At 60.0% G+C, this 15,986-nt stretch carries 16 protein-coding genes and 1 tRNA gene; 8 read left to right on the top strand and 9 right to left on the bottom strand.

What is annotated here, in order from left to right:
- Positions 1–241: 241 nt before the first annotated feature.
- Complete coding sequence (locus DL86_RS11675) at positions 242–1,528, top strand: adenosylmethionine--8-amino-7-oxononanoate transaminase (protein ID WP_036261559.1); 1,287 nt, start codon at positions 242–244, stop codon at positions 1,526–1,528.
- A gap of 22 nt (positions 1,529–1,550) precedes the next feature.
- Here DL86_RS11675 and DL86_RS11670 read toward each other — a convergent pair whose 3' ends face one another.
- The gene (locus DL86_RS11670) at positions 1,551–1,763 is read right to left on the bottom strand and encodes a hypothetical protein (RefSeq protein ID WP_156964607.1); all 213 of its coding nucleotides are present in this window, start codon (positions 1,761–1,763) and stop codon (positions 1,551–1,553) included.
- A 432-nt stretch (positions 1,764–2,195) separates the two neighbouring features.
- On the opposite strand from DL86_RS11670, the gene parC reads away from it, so the two are divergent.
- Positions 2,196–4,448: a DNA topoisomerase IV subunit A gene (gene parC, locus DL86_RS11665; protein ID WP_036261555.1), complete on the top strand. Its 2,253-nt coding sequence runs from the start codon at positions 2,196–2,198 to the stop codon at positions 4,446–4,448.
- A 40-nt stretch (positions 4,449–4,488) separates the two neighbouring features.
- On the opposite strand, the gene DL86_RS11660 is transcribed toward parC, so the two are convergent.
- The 4 genes from DL86_RS11660 to DL86_RS11645 all read right to left on the bottom strand — a co-directional run bounded on the left by DL86_RS11660 (position 4,489) and on the right by DL86_RS11645 (position 6,851).
- Positions 4,489–4,782: a YARHG domain-containing protein gene (locus DL86_RS11660; protein ID WP_036261552.1), complete on the bottom strand. Its 294-nt coding sequence runs from the start codon at positions 4,780–4,782 to the stop codon at positions 4,489–4,491.
- A gap of 342 nt (positions 4,783–5,124) precedes the next feature.
- On the bottom strand, positions 5,125–5,328 hold the full coding sequence (locus DL86_RS11655) for a hypothetical protein (RefSeq protein ID WP_036261550.1): 204 nt from the start codon (positions 5,326–5,328) through the stop codon (positions 5,125–5,127).
- Between the two features lie 201 nt (positions 5,329–5,529).
- Positions 5,530–6,270, bottom strand: coding sequence for an arginyltransferase (locus DL86_RS11650; protein WP_036261547.1), 741 nt, complete (start codon positions 6,268–6,270; stop codon positions 5,530–5,532).
- A gap of 104 nt (positions 6,271–6,374) precedes the next feature.
- Positions 6,375–6,851, bottom strand: a complete 477-nt coding sequence (locus tag DL86_RS11645) for an RDD family protein (RefSeq protein ID WP_036261542.1) — start codon at positions 6,849–6,851, stop codon at positions 6,375–6,377.
- 346 nt (positions 6,852–7,197) lie between these two features.
- Here DL86_RS11645 and DL86_RS11640 point away from each other — a divergent pair, with 346 nt between their 5' ends.
- Complete coding sequence (locus DL86_RS11640) at positions 7,198–7,875, top strand: M15 family metallopeptidase (RefSeq protein ID WP_036261652.1); 678 nt, start codon at positions 7,198–7,200, stop codon at positions 7,873–7,875.
- A gap of 172 nt (positions 7,876–8,047) precedes the next feature.
- Positions 8,048–8,470 (top strand): secondary thiamine-phosphate synthase enzyme YjbQ, encoded by a 423-nt coding sequence (locus DL86_RS11635; protein ID WP_036261540.1) that lies wholly within the window; start codon positions 8,048–8,050, stop codon positions 8,468–8,470.
- A gap of 82 nt (positions 8,471–8,552) precedes the next feature.
- Here the strand turns inward: DL86_RS11635 and DL86_RS11630 are convergent, their stop codons facing one another.
- The 3 genes from DL86_RS11630 to DL86_RS11620 form a co-directional block, all read right to left on the bottom strand.
- Positions 8,553–8,870: a hypothetical protein gene (locus DL86_RS11630; RefSeq protein ID WP_036261538.1), complete on the bottom strand. Its 318-nt coding sequence runs from the start codon at positions 8,868–8,870 to the stop codon at positions 8,553–8,555.
- A 219-nt stretch (positions 8,871–9,089) separates the two neighbouring features.
- A complete protein-coding gene (locus DL86_RS11625; protein WP_036261536.1) occupies positions 9,090–9,434 on the bottom strand; it encodes a hypothetical protein in 345 nt (114 codons plus the stop codon).
- Entirely contained in the window at positions 9,431–10,015 is a 585-nt protein-coding gene (locus DL86_RS11620) for a hypothetical protein (RefSeq protein WP_036261534.1), read from the bottom strand. The genes DL86_RS11625 and DL86_RS11620 overlap by 4 nt, the downstream gene beginning before the upstream one ends.
- 119 nt (positions 10,016–10,134) lie before the next feature.
- Here DL86_RS11620 and DL86_RS11615 point away from each other — a divergent pair, with 119 nt between their 5' ends.
- The 3 genes from DL86_RS11615 (at position 10,135) to DL86_RS11605 (ending at position 11,535) form a co-directional block, all read left to right on the top strand.
- Entirely contained in the window at positions 10,135–10,881 is a 747-nt protein-coding gene (locus DL86_RS11615) for a competence/damage-inducible protein A (protein ID WP_036261533.1), read from the top strand.
- A 6-nt stretch (positions 10,882–10,887) separates the two neighbouring features.
- Positions 10,888–11,406: a xanthine phosphoribosyltransferase gene (gpt, locus tag DL86_RS11610; RefSeq protein ID WP_036261531.1), complete on the top strand. Its 519-nt coding sequence runs from the start codon at positions 10,888–10,890 to the stop codon at positions 11,404–11,406.
- Positions 11,407–11,450: 44 nt separating this feature from the next.
- Positions 11,451–11,535: transfer RNA gene (locus tag DL86_RS11605), tRNA-Leu, on the top strand.
- Between the two features lie 29 nt (positions 11,536–11,564).
- Here DL86_RS11605 and DL86_RS11600 read toward each other — a convergent pair.
- A complete protein-coding gene (locus DL86_RS11600; protein ID WP_036261529.1) occupies positions 11,565–13,325 on the bottom strand; it encodes a GmrSD restriction endonuclease domain-containing protein in 1,761 nt (586 codons plus the stop codon).
- Positions 13,326–13,709: 384 nt separating this feature from the next.
- Between DL86_RS11600 and DL86_RS11595 the strand changes: the two genes are divergently transcribed.
- The gene (locus tag DL86_RS11595) at positions 13,710–15,932 is read left to right on the top strand and encodes an RNA degradosome polyphosphate kinase (protein ID WP_036261650.1); all 2,223 of its coding nucleotides are present in this window, start codon (positions 13,710–13,712) and stop codon (positions 15,930–15,932) included.
- Positions 15,933–15,986: the final 54 nt, after the last annotated feature.

The following is a 15,986-nucleotide window of genomic DNA, read 5'->3' as shown; positions in this document are numbered from 1 at the left end:
TCCATTCTCTCGTCGGTGAGTGAGCGGCAGCTGTCCAGGTTCCCTGTCTCCAAAGCTGTCGTTACGCTTCGGCCAGGCCACGCCATAAACAGAATGACCGCTTTCCAAATTGCAGGCCCGGGACCGGACTGGCGGAAACCCACCCATTGCTGAAATCCAAACCGAGCCGCCGCCGGTCTTCCGGCTCCGTTGACCTGGGCTGGGCGCGGCGCTAAAGCGCCTATCCCACCAGAGCACAAAAATGAGCCCCGACCCGCCCGATTGGTTATCCCAAGGCCTGCCGCACATCTGGCTGCCCTATGCCCAGATGAAGACGGCGCCGCCGCCTTTGCCCGTCGTCCGCACCAATGGCGCGCGGATAACCCTCGCCGATGGGCGCGAACTCGTCGATGGGATCGCGAGCTGGTGGACCGCCTGTCACGGCTATAATCATCCTCATATCCGCGAGGCCGTGATCGCTCAGCTGGGCGCGATGCCGCATATCATGTTCGGCGGCCTCGCGCACGAGCCGGCCCTCACTCTAGCGCTCCGCCTCGCCGCGCTGCTCCCCAAACCGCTCGATCGCGTCTTCTTTAGCGACAGCGGCTCGGTCGCGGTCGAGGTCGCGATGAAAATGGCGGTGCAATTCTGGCTGAACCGTGGGATTGCCGGACGCAACCGCTTCGTCGCCTTCAAGGGCGGCTATCACGGCGATACTTTCGCGACCATGGCGGTTTGCGATCCGGACGAGGGAATGCATCGGCTTTTCTCAAAAGTCCTGCCGAGCCAGATCATTGCCGAGCTTCCGACGGACGCTTTGCGCCGCGAGGCTTTCGACGCGCTGCTGGAGCGCCATGCCGGGGAGGTTGCGGCGATTCTGGTCGAGCCTCTCGTTCAGGGCGCGGGCGGGATGATTTTTCACGATCCCGAGACCTTGCGCTATCTGCGCGAAGCGGCCGACCGGCATGATCTCCTTTTGATTTTCGATGAGATTTTTACCGGCTTCGGCCGGACCGGAACGCTCTTCGCCTGCGAGGCGGCCGATGTCGCGCCCGACATCGTCACTTTGTCGAAGGCGTTGACCGGCGGGACGATGGGCCTTGCCGCGACCATCGCCACTGCCGCGATTTTTGAAACTTTCTTGTCGGAGGATTTCGGCCGCGCGTTGATGCATGGCCCGACCTTCATGGCCAATCCGCTCGCCTGCGCCGCCGCCAACGCCTCGCTGGATCTTTTCGCGCGCGAGCCGCGCCTGGAGCAGGCGGCGAAGATCGAAGCCGCATTGAGGCTCGGCCTCGAACCGTGCCGAAATTTTTCGCGCGTCGTCGATGTTCGCGTCAAAGGCGCGATCGGCGTCGTGGAGCTCGACAGGATCGACGACATCAATGAATTGAAACGCCGCTTTGTCGCGGCCGGCGTCTGGGTGCGGCCTTTCGGCAAGATTGTGTATCTGACCCCGGCCTTCACGATCGATGAGGCGGATTTGCAGCGCCTCATCGGGGCCGTCGTAGCGGTGCTAAAGGATTATTTGTCGCCGACGCAGCGCTAATGTGCTCTCAACCTGGATGCGCTCAATCTTCCGAGCAGACGAGACGGGTTTCGGTGCGGGTGACGCCATAGCCTTCATCGAGCGCGAATTCGCGGCTGATGCAGCTCTTGCCTGAGGCATCGGCCATTTGGGCCGTTTGCGTCTCGACGCTGGACGCATCGGGCGTTCCCGAATAGGCGGAAAAAATCACGGCAAAACTCATTGCCAAACCCAAAATCGAAGCCACTCTGTTCATGTCGATTCCATTTTCAAAAGCCCGGCATCAAGGCGACGACGCAGCTTCGCCGCGATAATGCTTAGGCCTTGTTGAAGTTCCACGATTATTGAACTTTCACATGTGTGGCGCCGCACTTTGCGACCCCGCTTCGGCAAGCTCATCCTGATAAGCCCAACCTGAGCGCTCATGCTGGGTAGCCTGGGGCCCTGCGCCGAACTAGTGCAGCGCCGCCACACCTCACATTTTCCGGCGTGGGGAGTTTAGCCTGCGCCTAGAGCCGGATGACTTTGGACGGGATCGCAACGCGATTCCGTCCAAAGTCTTAAATCCGCCTCTCATAAAAAAGTTAGAGCATGATGTCGTCCGAAAACCGGTTTCCACTTTTCGGCATCATGCTCTAGAACAAAAACAGAACTTGCGCGGCGAGGGCCGGTCGTTTAGGCCTGCGGCATGGCAAAAAACCTCTCTCCTCCGACCCCGCCCTCGACCGGGGGCGCCGAACTTGTCAATCTGCGCGATGCGCTGGAAGAGCGCTATCTCGCCTATGCGATGTCGACCATCATGGGCCGGGCCTTGCCGGACGCCCGCGATGGCTTGAAGCCGGTGCATCGGCGCATCCTCTATGGCATGCAGATTCTTCGGCTGGATCCTGGGACGGCCTTCAAAAAATGCGCGAAAATCGTCGGCGACGTGATGGGCTCGTTCCACCCGCACGGCGATCAGGCGATCTATGACGCCTTGGTGCGGCTCGCCCAGGATTTTTCCTCGCGCTATCCGCTGGTCGACGGGCAGGGCAATTTCGGCAATATCGACGGCGACAGCGCCGCGGCCTATCGCTACACCGAAGCGCGGATGACCGATGTCGCCCGCCTGCTGCTGGAGGGCATCGACGAGGACGCGATCGATTTTCGCGAGAATTATTCGGGCGACCAGAACGAGCCCGTGGTCCTGCCCGCCGCCTTGCCGAATCTCCTCGCCAATGGCGCGCAGGGAATCGCGGTCGGCATGGCGACGTCGATTCCCCCGCATAATCTCGCCGAACTCTGCGACGCGGCGCTTTATCTGATCGCGCATTCGGATGCCACGAGCGATCAATTGCTGACCTTCGCGCCGGGACCGGATTTCCCGACCGGCGGCATATTGGTCGAATCCAAGGCCTCGATCGCCGAAACCTATCGCACCGGGCGCGGATCGTTCAGGCTGCGGGCGCGCTGGTCGAAGGAGGAGGCGGGGCGCGGCGGCTGGGTCATCGTCGTCACCGAAATCCCCTATATGGTGCAAAAATCCCGGCTGATCGAAAAGATCGCCGAACTTTTGAACGATAAGAAACTGCCGCTGGTCGCCGATATTCGCGATGAATCCGCCGAGGATGTGCGCGTCGTCATCGAGCCGCGCGCGCGCACGGTCGATCCCGACCTCTTGATGGAGCAATTGTTCAAGCTCACCGAGCTCGAGACCCGCTTTCCGATGAACATGAATGTGCTCGTCGATGGCGTCGTGCCGCGCGTCGTCTCCTTCAAGGAAGCCCTGCAGCAATGGCTCGACCATCGCCGCGACGTCCTCCTGCGCCGTTCGCGGCATCGGCTCGGACAGATCGAGCACCGCCTCGAAGTCGTCGCCGGCATGCTCATCGTCTTCCTCAATCTCGATGCGGTCATCCGCATCATTCGCGAGGAGGACGAGCCCAAGGAGGCCTTAAAAAGCGCGTTCGACCTCACCGACATACAGGCGAATTACATCCTCGACACGCGGTTGCGCAGTTTGCGCCGCCTCGAGGAAATGCAGCTTCGAAGCGAACATGACGATCTCGTCAAGGAGAAACGCGAGATCGAGGGATTGCTTGGCGATCCCGTCAAGCAATGGAAGACGATCACCGGACAAATTCGCGAGCTGAAAAAGAAATACGGACCCGAGACGAAAATCGGGCGCCGCCGCACCAGCTTCGGGGAGCCGCCCGACCTTGCCGACATCGACTTTTCAAGCGCCATGATCGAGCGGGAGCCGGTAACGGTCGTCGTTTCGCAAAAAGGCTGGATCCGAGCGCTCAAAGGCCAGGTTGCCGATCTCTCGGGGCTGCAGTTCAAGGGCGACGACAGTCTTGACGCCGCGTTCTTTGCCGAGACCACGTCGAAAATTCTCGTGCTCGCAAGCGACGGCAAGATTTTCACGCTCGACGCCGGCAAGCTTCCCGGCGGCCGCAGCCAGGGCGAACCGCTGCGCCTCCTCGCCGACATTGGCGAAGGCGAGACGATCGTTGCGGTGTTTCCCCATGCGCCAGGCATGAAAATGCTTGTGGCGGCGGGTGACGGGCGCGGATTCATCGCGACGCAAGACGAAATGTTGGCGGGCACCCGCAAGGGCAAGCTGCTGCTCAATGTCGATAAGCCGGCAAGCGCGGCGCTGATCGTTCCGGCTGAGGGCGATCATGTCGCGGTGATCGGGCAGAATCGCAAGCTGCTCGTCTTTCCGCTCGAGCAGATGCCGGAAATGGCGCGCGGCAAAGGCGTCCGCCTGCAAAAATATCGCGATGGCGGCATTTCCGACGCCAAGGTGTTTGCGCTCGCGGACGGCCTGACCTGGAAGGACTCGTCTGGGCGGGTCTTTACGGTTGCCGCCGCCGATCTGAAGGATTGGATCGGCAATCGCGCTGAAGCTGGCCGCTTGCCGCCGCGAGGGTTTCCGAAGAACAATCGCTTCGGTTGAAGCGCGCGTCCGCCTTGATCGGATGATGCGGGCGCGGGGATTAGCAGCCTTTCCGGCGTTCCCACATTTTGAGCTCGCCCACGCGATTTCGTTCCCAGCCGTGCAACTCACCATAGGGCGGGAAGCAGCCCGGCCCAAAGGTCGCCCGCGCGCGCGGCGTTTCGAAGCAATAGCCATTGCGCGCATAGATCGCGTTGCGCGCATGCCAGAGTTCTCCACAAGACATATAGGCCGCGTCTTGCGCCATGGCGGGCGTCGAAAGGCAGGATGCCGCGACGCCGCTTGCGACGCACGCAATGCCGAGGGCTCTTGCAATAATCTTGCGGAGTTTCATCTCTTCAGCCTCCGGGCATGGGCGCAATATAGGCTTTTATTGTTTAATGGCGTTGACGCATATCAATAGTTATTAACTCTGGTCCATAAGAACGTCTGGCCTGTATGTAGATGAGATCCGTTGCATCATGGCTCGCAAGTTGATCCGGGTAAGCTCGGACGAGAATATCGAGAGAAGTCGCCTGGATTCGCGGCGTACATGCCGTCGATAAGGCGGCAAGAGATGCGATTGCAATGCTCCGAGCATCGATATAGCCGCTCTGGCAAAGCGCTTGCGCTATTCCACGCGCTCCCAGCCATTGATGCTGAGCCGCGCCTGCAGCAGGCTGATGCTTGGCGTTAATCAGTGCGAAAGCAGGCGCCAAAGGACTCCTGACGTCAGGACCAGATTGAAGCCGCTCATCCAGGTAAGCGGAGTCAGTCGCGCATCAATGCTCGCCAGCCGGTTTTCATATCCCGCCAACTCCTCAGCCGCTTTATCGGCCTTCTCCGGCTTCGCTCCGGCGTCAATCAGAGCGTCTCTTAGCGCGCCGAGTTGAAGGGCCATACGCATTCTCCGTCGGTTGAGGTTCATCGCAGACCACCGGACAAATATAATAGAGTAAGAAAAATGGCGCCAGTTCTGCGACGTGCGGGCGATGAAAATTAGATGTAGCTTTCCAATGCGGCGGAGCGGGAACGCTGCTTCTTCGCTTTGGCTTGCGCATTTGCTTGATGGAAACAGGCCTCCGCTTCGCTAGAAAACGCCCTATTCCACGCGCTCCCAGCCATTCATGCCAAGCCTTTCCTGCGGCAGGAAGCGGGATTTATAGGCCATTTTCTGTGACCCCTCGACCCAATAGCCGAGATAGACATGGGGCAGGCCGAGGCGGCGGGCGCGTTCGATATGATCGAGGATCATATAGGTGCCGAGCGAACGCTGCTGTTCGTCCGGCGCATAGAAGGAATAGACCATCGAGAGGCCGTCGGCGAGCAGATCGGTCAGGCAGGCGGCGACGAGCGGCTGACCGCCATTGCCTTGGGTCTCCCCGTTCATGACGCGATATTCGACGAGGCGGCTCTCGACGTGGCTGTCTTCGACCATCATCGAATAGTCGAGGACGGTCATGTCGGCCATGCCGCCCTCGCCGTGCCGCGCGTCGAGGTAGCGCCGGAACAGCGAATATTGCTCCGAGGTCGGCTCGGCGCGTCCCACTGTCCCGCTCAGGTCGCCGTTATGTTCGAGCACCCGGCGGAAATTGCGCGAGGGGCGAAACTCGGCGACTTTGACGCGGACTGAGACGCAGGCGCGGCAGCGCTCGCAGGCCGGCCGATAGGCGATGGTCTGCGAACGGCGGAAACCTGACAGCGTGAGCTGATCGTTCAAGGCCACGGCGCGGCCGCCGATCAGATGGGTGAAGACCTTCCGCTCCTGGCGGTCCGGGAGATAAGGGCAAACAGAGGGCGCCGTCAGATAAAACTGCGGTGCGTCGCGCGGTTCTCGCGTCAATCTCGTCGGTCCTCATGTTCCAGGTTCAACGGCCGGAATCGCAGGCTATCGCTTTCTCCGCGCGCCGCAAAGGATTTGCTGCGAAGGACAGATGGGCGCGTGGCTTACCAGATTGGCCGCCGCGTGACGATCACGCCGGCGAGAATGTCGTGCAGGCATCTTTTATTGTCGTTCAGAAGCGAGACCAGAAAAACCGGCGGGAACATCCAGCTGACGTAAAACAGGACGGCATGCGCCGCGGCATTTAGGAAAGGCGTTCTTTGGCCATCGATGAGGCGCATCTCAAGGTCCATCGCCTGCATGCCAGGGGTCGCCATCCGCCAGCCTGAAATGGTCAAGCCATTGTAGAAAAACGCGACGAACGGAAAAAGCGGCGGCAGGATCAGGAGCGAAAGCCCGAGGGTCAGGACGGCGAGCGCCAGCCATAGCGCGAAAGAGAGGATCGAGACGAGAACGAGGTCAAGAAGCACGGCCATGATGCGCCGCGTCCGCACCCCCGCGAGCGCTTGCGGAGGAAGATAGGCCGGCATGAAAATCGGCGGCCGGACCGCCGCCCTGTCAAAACCGTTCCTGTCGCTCATCTCTTGCTCTCCCGGTCCTTTTCCATCTCGCGCGGTCTGAACCGTTTGGGCGACGGGTCAGGACCTGGCGGGCCTGAGAGCGTCCCTGAAAACCGTCCCAAGGAAAACGCTCCGGCGATTTGAACCCGGCCTGATGTGGCCCCGGCGGGATAGCCAAACAAGGTCGGCCGCCAATATCCTCTTCGCGATGCGCAAACATGCGCCGCAAATATGTGAAAAGAGATAAATTGGCGTTGGCGTGGCGATTTTTTCGCGGGAAGTTTATGGCGTCCCTGCCGCATTTGCCGCAAAGCTCTGCGTCGTGCGGTCAAGCCAAGGGCGCAGGAATTCAGCGAGGAAATCGAGGATGAGTGAGGGTCTTTCCGCCGCGGTGACGCTGCTGACGCTCTGTTCGACGCTCTGCTCCCTGTGCGGGGCCGCCGCCGCGAGCGGCGAGCCGCCGCGAAATTTCGTCCGCCTCTCCGATATCGCCCCTGGCGTCAAGCAGGACATCCGCTACGCCAGCGCCAATAATTTCACCGGCAGGTCGGTCCCCGGCTATCAGGCGCCGCAATGCTGGCTGCGCCGGGAAGTGGCGGAAGCGCTCGCCGCCGTGCAAAAGGAGATCGAAAGCGAAGGCCTCCGCCTTGTCGTCTATGATTGCTACCGGCCGCAGCGGGCGACCGAGGCTTTCATCGCCTGGGCCGCCGACGCGCAAGATCAGGCGATGAAGGAAATCTACTATCCCCATATCGACAAGCAGTCGCTTTTCGAACTCGGCTATATCGCCAAGGCCTCGGCCCATTCCAAAGGCATTGCGGTCGATCTCGGGATCATAGGGCTCGACTTCGGCACGCCCTTCGATCTCTTCGACGCCGCTTCGGCGACGGAAAATCCGGCAATTGGCAAGTCCGCCAAAGCCAACCGGGCCAAGCTCCTCACCCTGATGCAGCGGCACGGCTTCGTGAACCTGCCCCAGGAATGGTGGCACTTCGCGCTCGAAGGCGTTAAGGATGCAGAGCCGCTCGATTTCGAGGTGCGGTAGGATCTTAAGAGGGCGCGTTCATATCCCGAGGGGCGCGGCCTAGAGCGGGATGCGAAAAAGTGGAAACCGGTTTTTCGCGTTAAGTCCCGCTCTTTCCGCAACAATAGATCAGTTTCATGCTTTTGGATGTTTCCATCTAAAAGCATCGTGATCTAGAACCCAAGGCGACGCCATGCGCCAAGCGCTTCACGCCCTCCAGATTCAAACCCCTGGCAAAGGACTTGTCGAAATCACTCGGGAAGTGTCCGAGTGGGTGGGCGGACAGAATATCTCACTCGGGCTGTTGACGGTCTTCTGCCGCCATACCTCGGCCTCTCTGCTGATCCAGGAAAACGCCGATCCGGATGTTTGCGCCGATCTTGAAACGTTCTTTGCGGCGATCGCTCCGGAGGACCCCGCGCGCTACCGTCATAGAACCGAGGGCCTGGATGACATGCCAGCCCATATCAGAGCGGCGTTGACGCAGGTTCAGCTGTCAATCCCCATTACGTCGAGCAAGATGGTTCTGGGGACTTGGCAGGGCGTCTATGTATTTGAACACCGGAGCGCGCCGCAGCGCCGGGAAATCGCGCTGCATTTGATTGGGGAATGGTGAGACCGCGGAAATCAAGAAAAGTGGCTCTAGCTTTGTTGCTTTTTCTTAACGCGAGCCGGGGGCCGCCTCTCTCGATAATGCTCTAGCCTTCGCCCGCGAGTTCGGCGAGGGCTCCCGCAATCTCACTGACTTCCGGCCACGCCAAGCGCAGCGGGGGCTTGCGCGCATCGAGCAGCAATCCATCCGGGGTGACCTTGGCCGAGAAATCCCCGTCGCTGGCAATGGGGCTCATATAGATCTCGTCGACATTGCTATTGCCGTTGCGGACCGCTGCAAGCGCGCGGGCCAACGTGCGCGCCTCCTCCAGGGTCAGGTCGAAGGATAATCCTTCCGCGACGGTGAGGCGGAGCATTGCGCCCAGAGCCCGATGCGTCACCCGGATAACTGAACTTTTGCTCATGGAGTGGGTCCAGGGCCTTAGAGCGCTTTCAGATCCGAAGGAAACAGAAAGCAGCTCTCACTCTTTGTCTTGTCGCATTTTCTTGATGCAAGCCCGCGCCCGCCTTGCTCGAAAATGTCTTAGCCGCGCGCGCTCCATCGGCGGCGCTGACGGCGTCCGCGCCCGATCGACTATGGTCCAACCGGGGCATAACGACAAGACCAAGCTTTTTGCCGGCGCTCATGTCGCGTCGGCTTTGCCGCGCCTTCGCGCGTCCTGCTCTTCGACCCATGTCGCCACCGTGTCAATAAGCCTGATCGCGCCCGGCATGCGGCCATAGGCGTCGCGCTGGTCCTGCGTCTCAGGCCCAAGCGTGCGCCACCATTCGATCAATTGTTTGATCAGCGCCCGCGCCGACCCTTCCCCGGCGGCGGCCTCCGCGCATCCGCTGACGCCAAAACTGGCTTCGACATCCTTGAAACAGGCGACAACATAGCTTTTGTCTTCCTTGCTGAAAGGCAGTGGGCCATCGGGCGCCCGCCGGACCATGCGCAATTCGCTGAGTTCGGGAATATAGTCCGTCATGGCCGCCGCGACCTTGCCTGTTCTTCAATCGCCGCCGCGCCAAGGCTCGCCTCGATCTGGTCCGCCGCTTGGGCCAGGGCTTCGGCCTTGGCCCGAAGGCCGGCGATGAATGCCGCGAGCCTGGGATCCGCCGGATCTGGCGAGCGCTGTCCCGCGATCCATTCAAGGACCGGGGCGTCGCTGGGCTTCTGCTCGAGAATGCCGCGCCAGTTTGGGCCGTGGAGCAGCTCCGCCGCCTTGGCCAAGGCAATCGTTGGATCATTGTTCGGGACGGCCGCCGCAGGCGCCGCCGAGGGAGCTGGAGCAACCTCGTCCAGTTCCTGCGCGGCGTCGGCGAGCCGGGTGATTTCCGGCAGCACGGCGCGAACCGCCTCGGCGCCAGACAGGGGAATCACCCAGGACCGCCTGGCCGGCCGCCACTTGGCGTTCGGCACCCAGCGCAAGAGACGGTTCAGCGCCTCGCTGTATCCCGTTGCGATGACGATGCCCTCATTCGTGACCGTGACCCAGGGCGTTGGCGGAAAAGGATTCGCCGCGAGGGCCTCCCGGGCCTTCTGCTCGGCGATTGTTTCGGACGGCATGGCTGCACCGGACCAGTTCGAGGGCGCTTGCCGCGTTCATGCGGAAATCATGCCTTTTGCCGCTGAACCGGTCGAATTGCGATTTGTTTCATGGTAGCAAGCTCGGGAGGAGAGCGACCATGACGCATACGGCTTCCGTAACGGCGGCGATCCTCGTCATCGGCGACGAGATCCTGTCGGGGCGCACCAAGGACCGCAATATCGGCTATATTGCCGATTATCTCACCAAGATCGGCATCGATCTTCGCGAGGTGCGCGTCGTCGGCGACGTTGAGGCTGAAATCATCGCCGCGGTCAATGCTTTGCGGACGCGCTACGATTACCTGTTCACCACCGGCGGGATCGGGCCGACGCATGACGACATCACCGCCGACGCCGTGGCGCGCGCCCTGGGCGTCGGAATTTCGGTGGATCCTCGGGCGATAAGCCTGTTGCTGGAGCGGATCAAGCCGGAGGACCTGAACGAGGCGCGCCGGCGCATGGCGCGGATTCCGCATGGCGCCGAATTGATCGAAAATGAGATTTCGAAGGCGCCGGGGTTCTGGATCTCCAATGTCATTGTCATGGCCGGCGTTCCCGCGATCATGCAATCCATGCTCGATAAGGTCGCGCCGAAACTTGTGACTGGCGCCAAAATGCTGGCGCAGACGGTCGCGGCGGGCGAACTGCCGGAGGGCGCCTATGCCGCAGACCTCGCCGCCCTTGCCGAGGCCAGCCCGGAGCTTTCGATCGGCTCCTATCCTTCGTTCCGCGATGGCCGGTTTCATAATGAGATAGTTGTCCGCGGCAAAGACAGGGAGCAGGTCGGCGTCGCCGCGGCTTCGATCGAAGCCTTGGTCGCGCGTCTCCTCAAGGAGCGGGTCTGAGCGAAAATGCCTGTTCCGCCGGCGCAGAAAAATACCCCTGTTGAAAAAGCCTTTCATGTCTCCTGGGATCAATTCCATCGCGATGCGCGGGCGCTCGCCTGGCGGTTGAGCGGGGCCATGCCTTTTTCGGGCGTGGTGGCGATCACCCGGGGCGGACTGGTGCCGGCGGCGATCGTCGCGCGCGAACTCGACATGCGGATCATCGACACATTCTGCGTCGCGAGCTATGTCGGCGAAAGCGTCCAAGGTGAGATCAAGGTCTTGAAGAGCGTATCGCCGCAGATCGGACAGGATGGCGGGGAAGGCCTTCTCGTCATCGACGATCTCGTCGACACCGGCGCGACCGTCAGGGCCGTGCGCGCGCTGCTGCCAAGGGCGCATGTCGCCACCGTCTACGCCAAGCCGCTCGGGCGTCCTCTCGTCGACACATTCATCACCGAGGTCTCGCAGGACACCTGGATCTATTTCCCCTGGGACTTAGGCCTCAGCTTCCAGGCGCCGATTTCGCAAGCCGACCGCGGCTGAGATATTGCCTGGGGCATTCGGCGCGCGTAAAGCCCTTGAGCTAAGCGGACGTGGCGAAATTGGTAGACGCAAGGGACTTAAAATCCCTCGACCTAGGTCATACGGGTTCGATTCCCGTCGTCCGCACCACCATATCGGGCTCAAAGGCCATGCCGTGACTAGGCAGGGCTTCTCGCGCTCAGTCGCCGCCTGATCAGCTTCTCACGCTCCTTGACGAATTCCGGCAGCATCTCCACGCTCCAAAGCTCTGGATTTTCAGGGATGAGGTGTTGCTTCACGAACTCTTGATTCCGCGTCTTCATCCAGTCTGCAAATGGCGTGTTTGACTTCTCGATGTTCTCGCGTCCGAGGAGGAGCTGCAAGTTTCCGAAGCTGTCGACGGCGCTGAGAATTCTCTCGATTCGAGATTCCGCGATATTCCTTGCCATGAGTGCTTGCCGTGTGGCGAGAGACTTTGGAATAATGTGGTCGATGTGAAAATATGACGTTCCCCAATTTAACGCATCATACAATAGAGAAAGCGCGAGAAAGGCCGTTCGTTTACCATATCGGGTATCATCCAACAAAGCTTCGAGATTTTGATCGTCGAAATTGACGACTCGACCACGACGTTTCTGCAGACCTGCCACCAGATCATCATAAGGAAAGTCATTCGAGGCGCGAAGGGATTCACGAATTATCGACCGTGAAACACCAATCGTTTGATCGGAGTTGCCCCCGAACACTTCATTGAGGAGGCTACCGAGAAGCCAGCGATGAATGAGTTGTGCATTGTGGACTTCGAATGGAGTACTTCCATCAAGAGCGCCCGTCTTTATTTTGTAGAGGTAGTATGCGACTGGTAGGAGTGCATTTGCACTAGTAAGAGTATCCCTATCGATGCCAAATCGATTAATTAGACTGACTGTGGCCTGGATAGCTTTCTGGATCTCACTCCAGTTGGCCTGTATCAGAGAAAGATTTTTTGTCGTAAAATTGTTGATCTTATATTTGTGCTCAAGGTCAGAAAGGACAAGGCAAGACCTCATGATGAAGTCTTTGTCTATGTCATTTTTGCGTAAAAGAGATTCGTTTAGAAAGTCCACGAAGTTATAGATCTCTTCGCGTGCGCTGACGCCCTTCCATTTCGATGTTATCATTGAAAGTAAGAGATCGGACTTGCTGAGCTTTGTGCCGCCGTCATTTGCGCGGATAAAAATGTCCAGGACGCGATCGTAAGATTGGTTCTTTTCGGTGTAAAATGCTATTATCTCATCTTTCCAAATGACGCGGTAAAGTTGTTCTAACGTTCGGCGAGCCACTCGTTCCTGTGCCTTGGTCACCTCACCCGGGAAGGAGTCGATTAAGCGATCCTTGAATTCGTGAAACTCATCTTCATTGTCAAAATCGAGAATGTGGCCAACTTTAAACCACCAATGGCTTGCAGAAGGCTTCAAATCCTCTGAAAAGAACCTGAATCCATAGGTTATGCTAACATCTTCGACGTCTTCGTCCTCGTTCTTCGAATCCCTGAAGAGATCGAGATAGAGCCGCTGACGGACCCATGCACTTGGATTATCCCACCGCTTGTGCTTCAGCTTCACTGTGTAAGTGCCGCGAAGTCCGATCAATAGTGACGTTAGCCGTTGCTGGCCGTCCAAAACAAGTGTGATGTCGCGGCCGTCTGTTTCGGCGAGCTCGTTATGAACTTGACCATACCGGAAGTGCTCAGCAAATTGATAGATATCCCAGTTCTCTCTGTTCTCCGGCTTTAGTTCCCAAAACAGGAAGGAGCTGATTGGATAGCCCTTCATCAAAGAATCGAACAGTGTAGTGATTTGGTTTGGCTCCCAAACGTAGGGACGCTGAATGGCCGGAAGAAAATGGCTTCGGTTAATGCGATCGACAATTCTAGCAATGGTTGTTGCGCTGTATGACATACCTTCTGCGTCCCACCTAGATGAATAAAGCATACATGGTATATACAAGCTAGGCCGTGGCTGTCCTAAGATATTTCGGCGGCGGCGGCGATCGCCTCTGTGCTAAATCCGCCTCTCTCGACAAGCAACGATAGAGAGCTTTGGTGGGGAATGCAGAGGGCCGATGTCGGACATGACGGCGCCGAAGAAAGGGAGAGCCGGGACGCGGGCGGCCTCGGCCTTCACACGTGAATAGATCTCCGTCGCGTGAGCGGCGCGCCGCTGCTTTGCTCGATATGTGGGCGCCGTCATAAGGCCGTCATCGCGCGGTGGTGGGCTCGGCGCACCGAGGCTTGCAGCCGTGTGTTCGGCGCGAGCCAAGACGACGCCACAAATGGAACCATCATGACCAGTTCGATCAGACGCCCGCCGGCGACCCGCTCCCGGAAACCTCAGTCGTCCCAACCGGATGGCGCGACGGAGGCTCTCTCTCTGGATCCGAAGCGCTTCGTCAATCGCGAGCTTTCCTGGCTTTGGTTTAATCGACGGGTCATGGAGGAGGCCTCCAACATCGCTCATCCGCTGCTTGAGCGATTGCGCTTCCTGGCGATTTCGGCCAGCAATCTCGACGAGTTCTTCATGGTCCGCGTCTCCGGGCTCATCGAGCAAGTCGAGGCCGGGGCGATGGAGCCCTCCATGGATGGCCTGACGCCTTCCGAGCTTCTGGCGAGGATCGCCGAGGCCACGGCGCAACTGACCCGCGACCAGGAACAATGCTGGCGGGCATTGCGTGAGAAGCTTGCGATCGAAGGCGTCCTCGTCGTCGATCGTCCCGCCTTGGCCACCGCTGACGTCGTGCGGCTCGAACTTTATTTCGCCGACCATATTTTCGCGACGGTTACGCCGATGGCGATCGATCCCGAGCATCCATTTCCTTTCATTCCGAACCTGGAGCTCTCCCTGGCGCTGGAGGTGGTCCGCCAGGCCGACAACCGAGTCTTCACCGCGCTTGTGCGCCTGCCGGGAAAGCTCGCGCGCTTCATCCGGCTCGACGACAGCCTTGAGGGCGCCGCGCGCTTCGTTCGGGTCGAGGATGTGATCGCGCTTTTCGCCGAACGCCTGTTCCCCGGTTGCAAGCTTGGCCCGATTGGCCTGTTTCGGGTCATTCGCGACCTTGACATCGAGTTTGCCGAGGAGGCCGAGGATCTCGTCCGCGTCTTCGAGGCGGCGCTGAAAGAGCGCCGGCTCGGCTCGGTGATCCGTCTCGAAGTCGACGCCGCCATGCCGCCGGCGCTGCGAGATTTCGTCGCCCGGGAGCTGCGGATCGAGCCGCAGGACGTGATCGTCGAGGAAGGCATGCTGGCGCTTAGCGCGCTGACCCAGTTGATCGGGGTCGATCGGCCGGACCTCAAATTTCCGCCATCCGTCCCGCGCTTTCCGGAGCGCATCCGGGAGTTCGGCGGCGACTGTTTCGCGGCCATCCGCGCGAAGGACATTATCGTCCACCACCCTTACGAATCCTTCGACGTGGTGGTGCAGTTCCTGCAGCAGGCGGCGCGCGACCCGGATGTCGTGGCCATCAAGCAGACCCTTTATCGCACCTCCTCCGACAGCCCGATCGTGAAGGCGCTCATCGAGGCGGCCGAGGCAGGCAAATCGGTGACCGCGCTTGTCGAGCTCAAAGCGAGGTTCGACGAGGAAGCCAATATCAGATGGGCGCGTTCGCTCGAACGCGTCGGCGTCCAAGTCGTGTTTGGCTTCACCGAACTCAAGACCCACGCCAAGCTGTCGATGGTGGTCCGCCAGGAGGCCGGCCGCCTCGTGAGCTATTGCCATATCGGCACTGGAAACTATCATCCGATCACGGCGCGAATTTACACCGATTTGTCGGCTTTTACATTGGATCCCGCCGTCGGGCGCGACGTCGCTCGCGTTTTCAACTTCATCACCGGCTATGGCGAGCCGGCGGAGCTTGAACGCTTGTCGATCTCGCCGGTCTCCGCCAAGCGCCGGATTCTCGACCATATCGCCGCTGAAATCGGACATGCCCGGGCCGGGAGGCCGGCGGTGATCTGGCTGAAGTGCAACTCCTTGGCCGATCCCCAGATCATCGACGCCCTTTATGAGGCGAGCGCCGCCGGCGTCTCGATCGATTTGGTGATCAGAGGCATCTGCTGCCTGCGTCCCGGCGTCCCGGGGCTTTCGGAAAATATACGCGCCAAGTCGATCATCGGTCGCTTTCTCGAACATTCCCGCATCTACGCCTTCGGCGCCGGCCACGGGCTGCCCCATGCCGAGGCCGCCGTTTATATTTCTTCAGCCGATCTCATGTCGCGCAACTTGGATCGGCGGGTCGAGACCCTGTTCCCGATCGTCAATCCGACCCTGCACGAGCAGGTTCTCGACCAAGTGCTGCTCGCCAACCTTCTCGACAACGAGCAAAGCTGGACGATCCTCGAGGATGGCTCGAGCCGGCGAGTCGAGCGGACGCCAAGCGAGGAGCCCTTTGGCGCGCAAACCTATTTCCTGACCAATCCGAGCCTCTCTGGACGCGGCAAGGCGCTTGCCGCGTCATCTCCTCGCAACCTCGCCGATGACCTCGGCAGGGTTGAAAAGGCCGCGGAATAAACGATCAAGGCATGTGCGGGACTGTCCGCTGGCGGCGCCGCAAAGTCGGCTCGA

The organism is Methylocapsa aurea (assembly GCF_000746085.1).
Taxonomy (GTDB): Bacteria; Pseudomonadota; Alphaproteobacteria; order Rhizobiales; family Beijerinckiaceae; genus Methylocapsa; species Methylocapsa aurea.
This window is presented reverse-complemented; position numbering and strand designations above follow the sequence as displayed.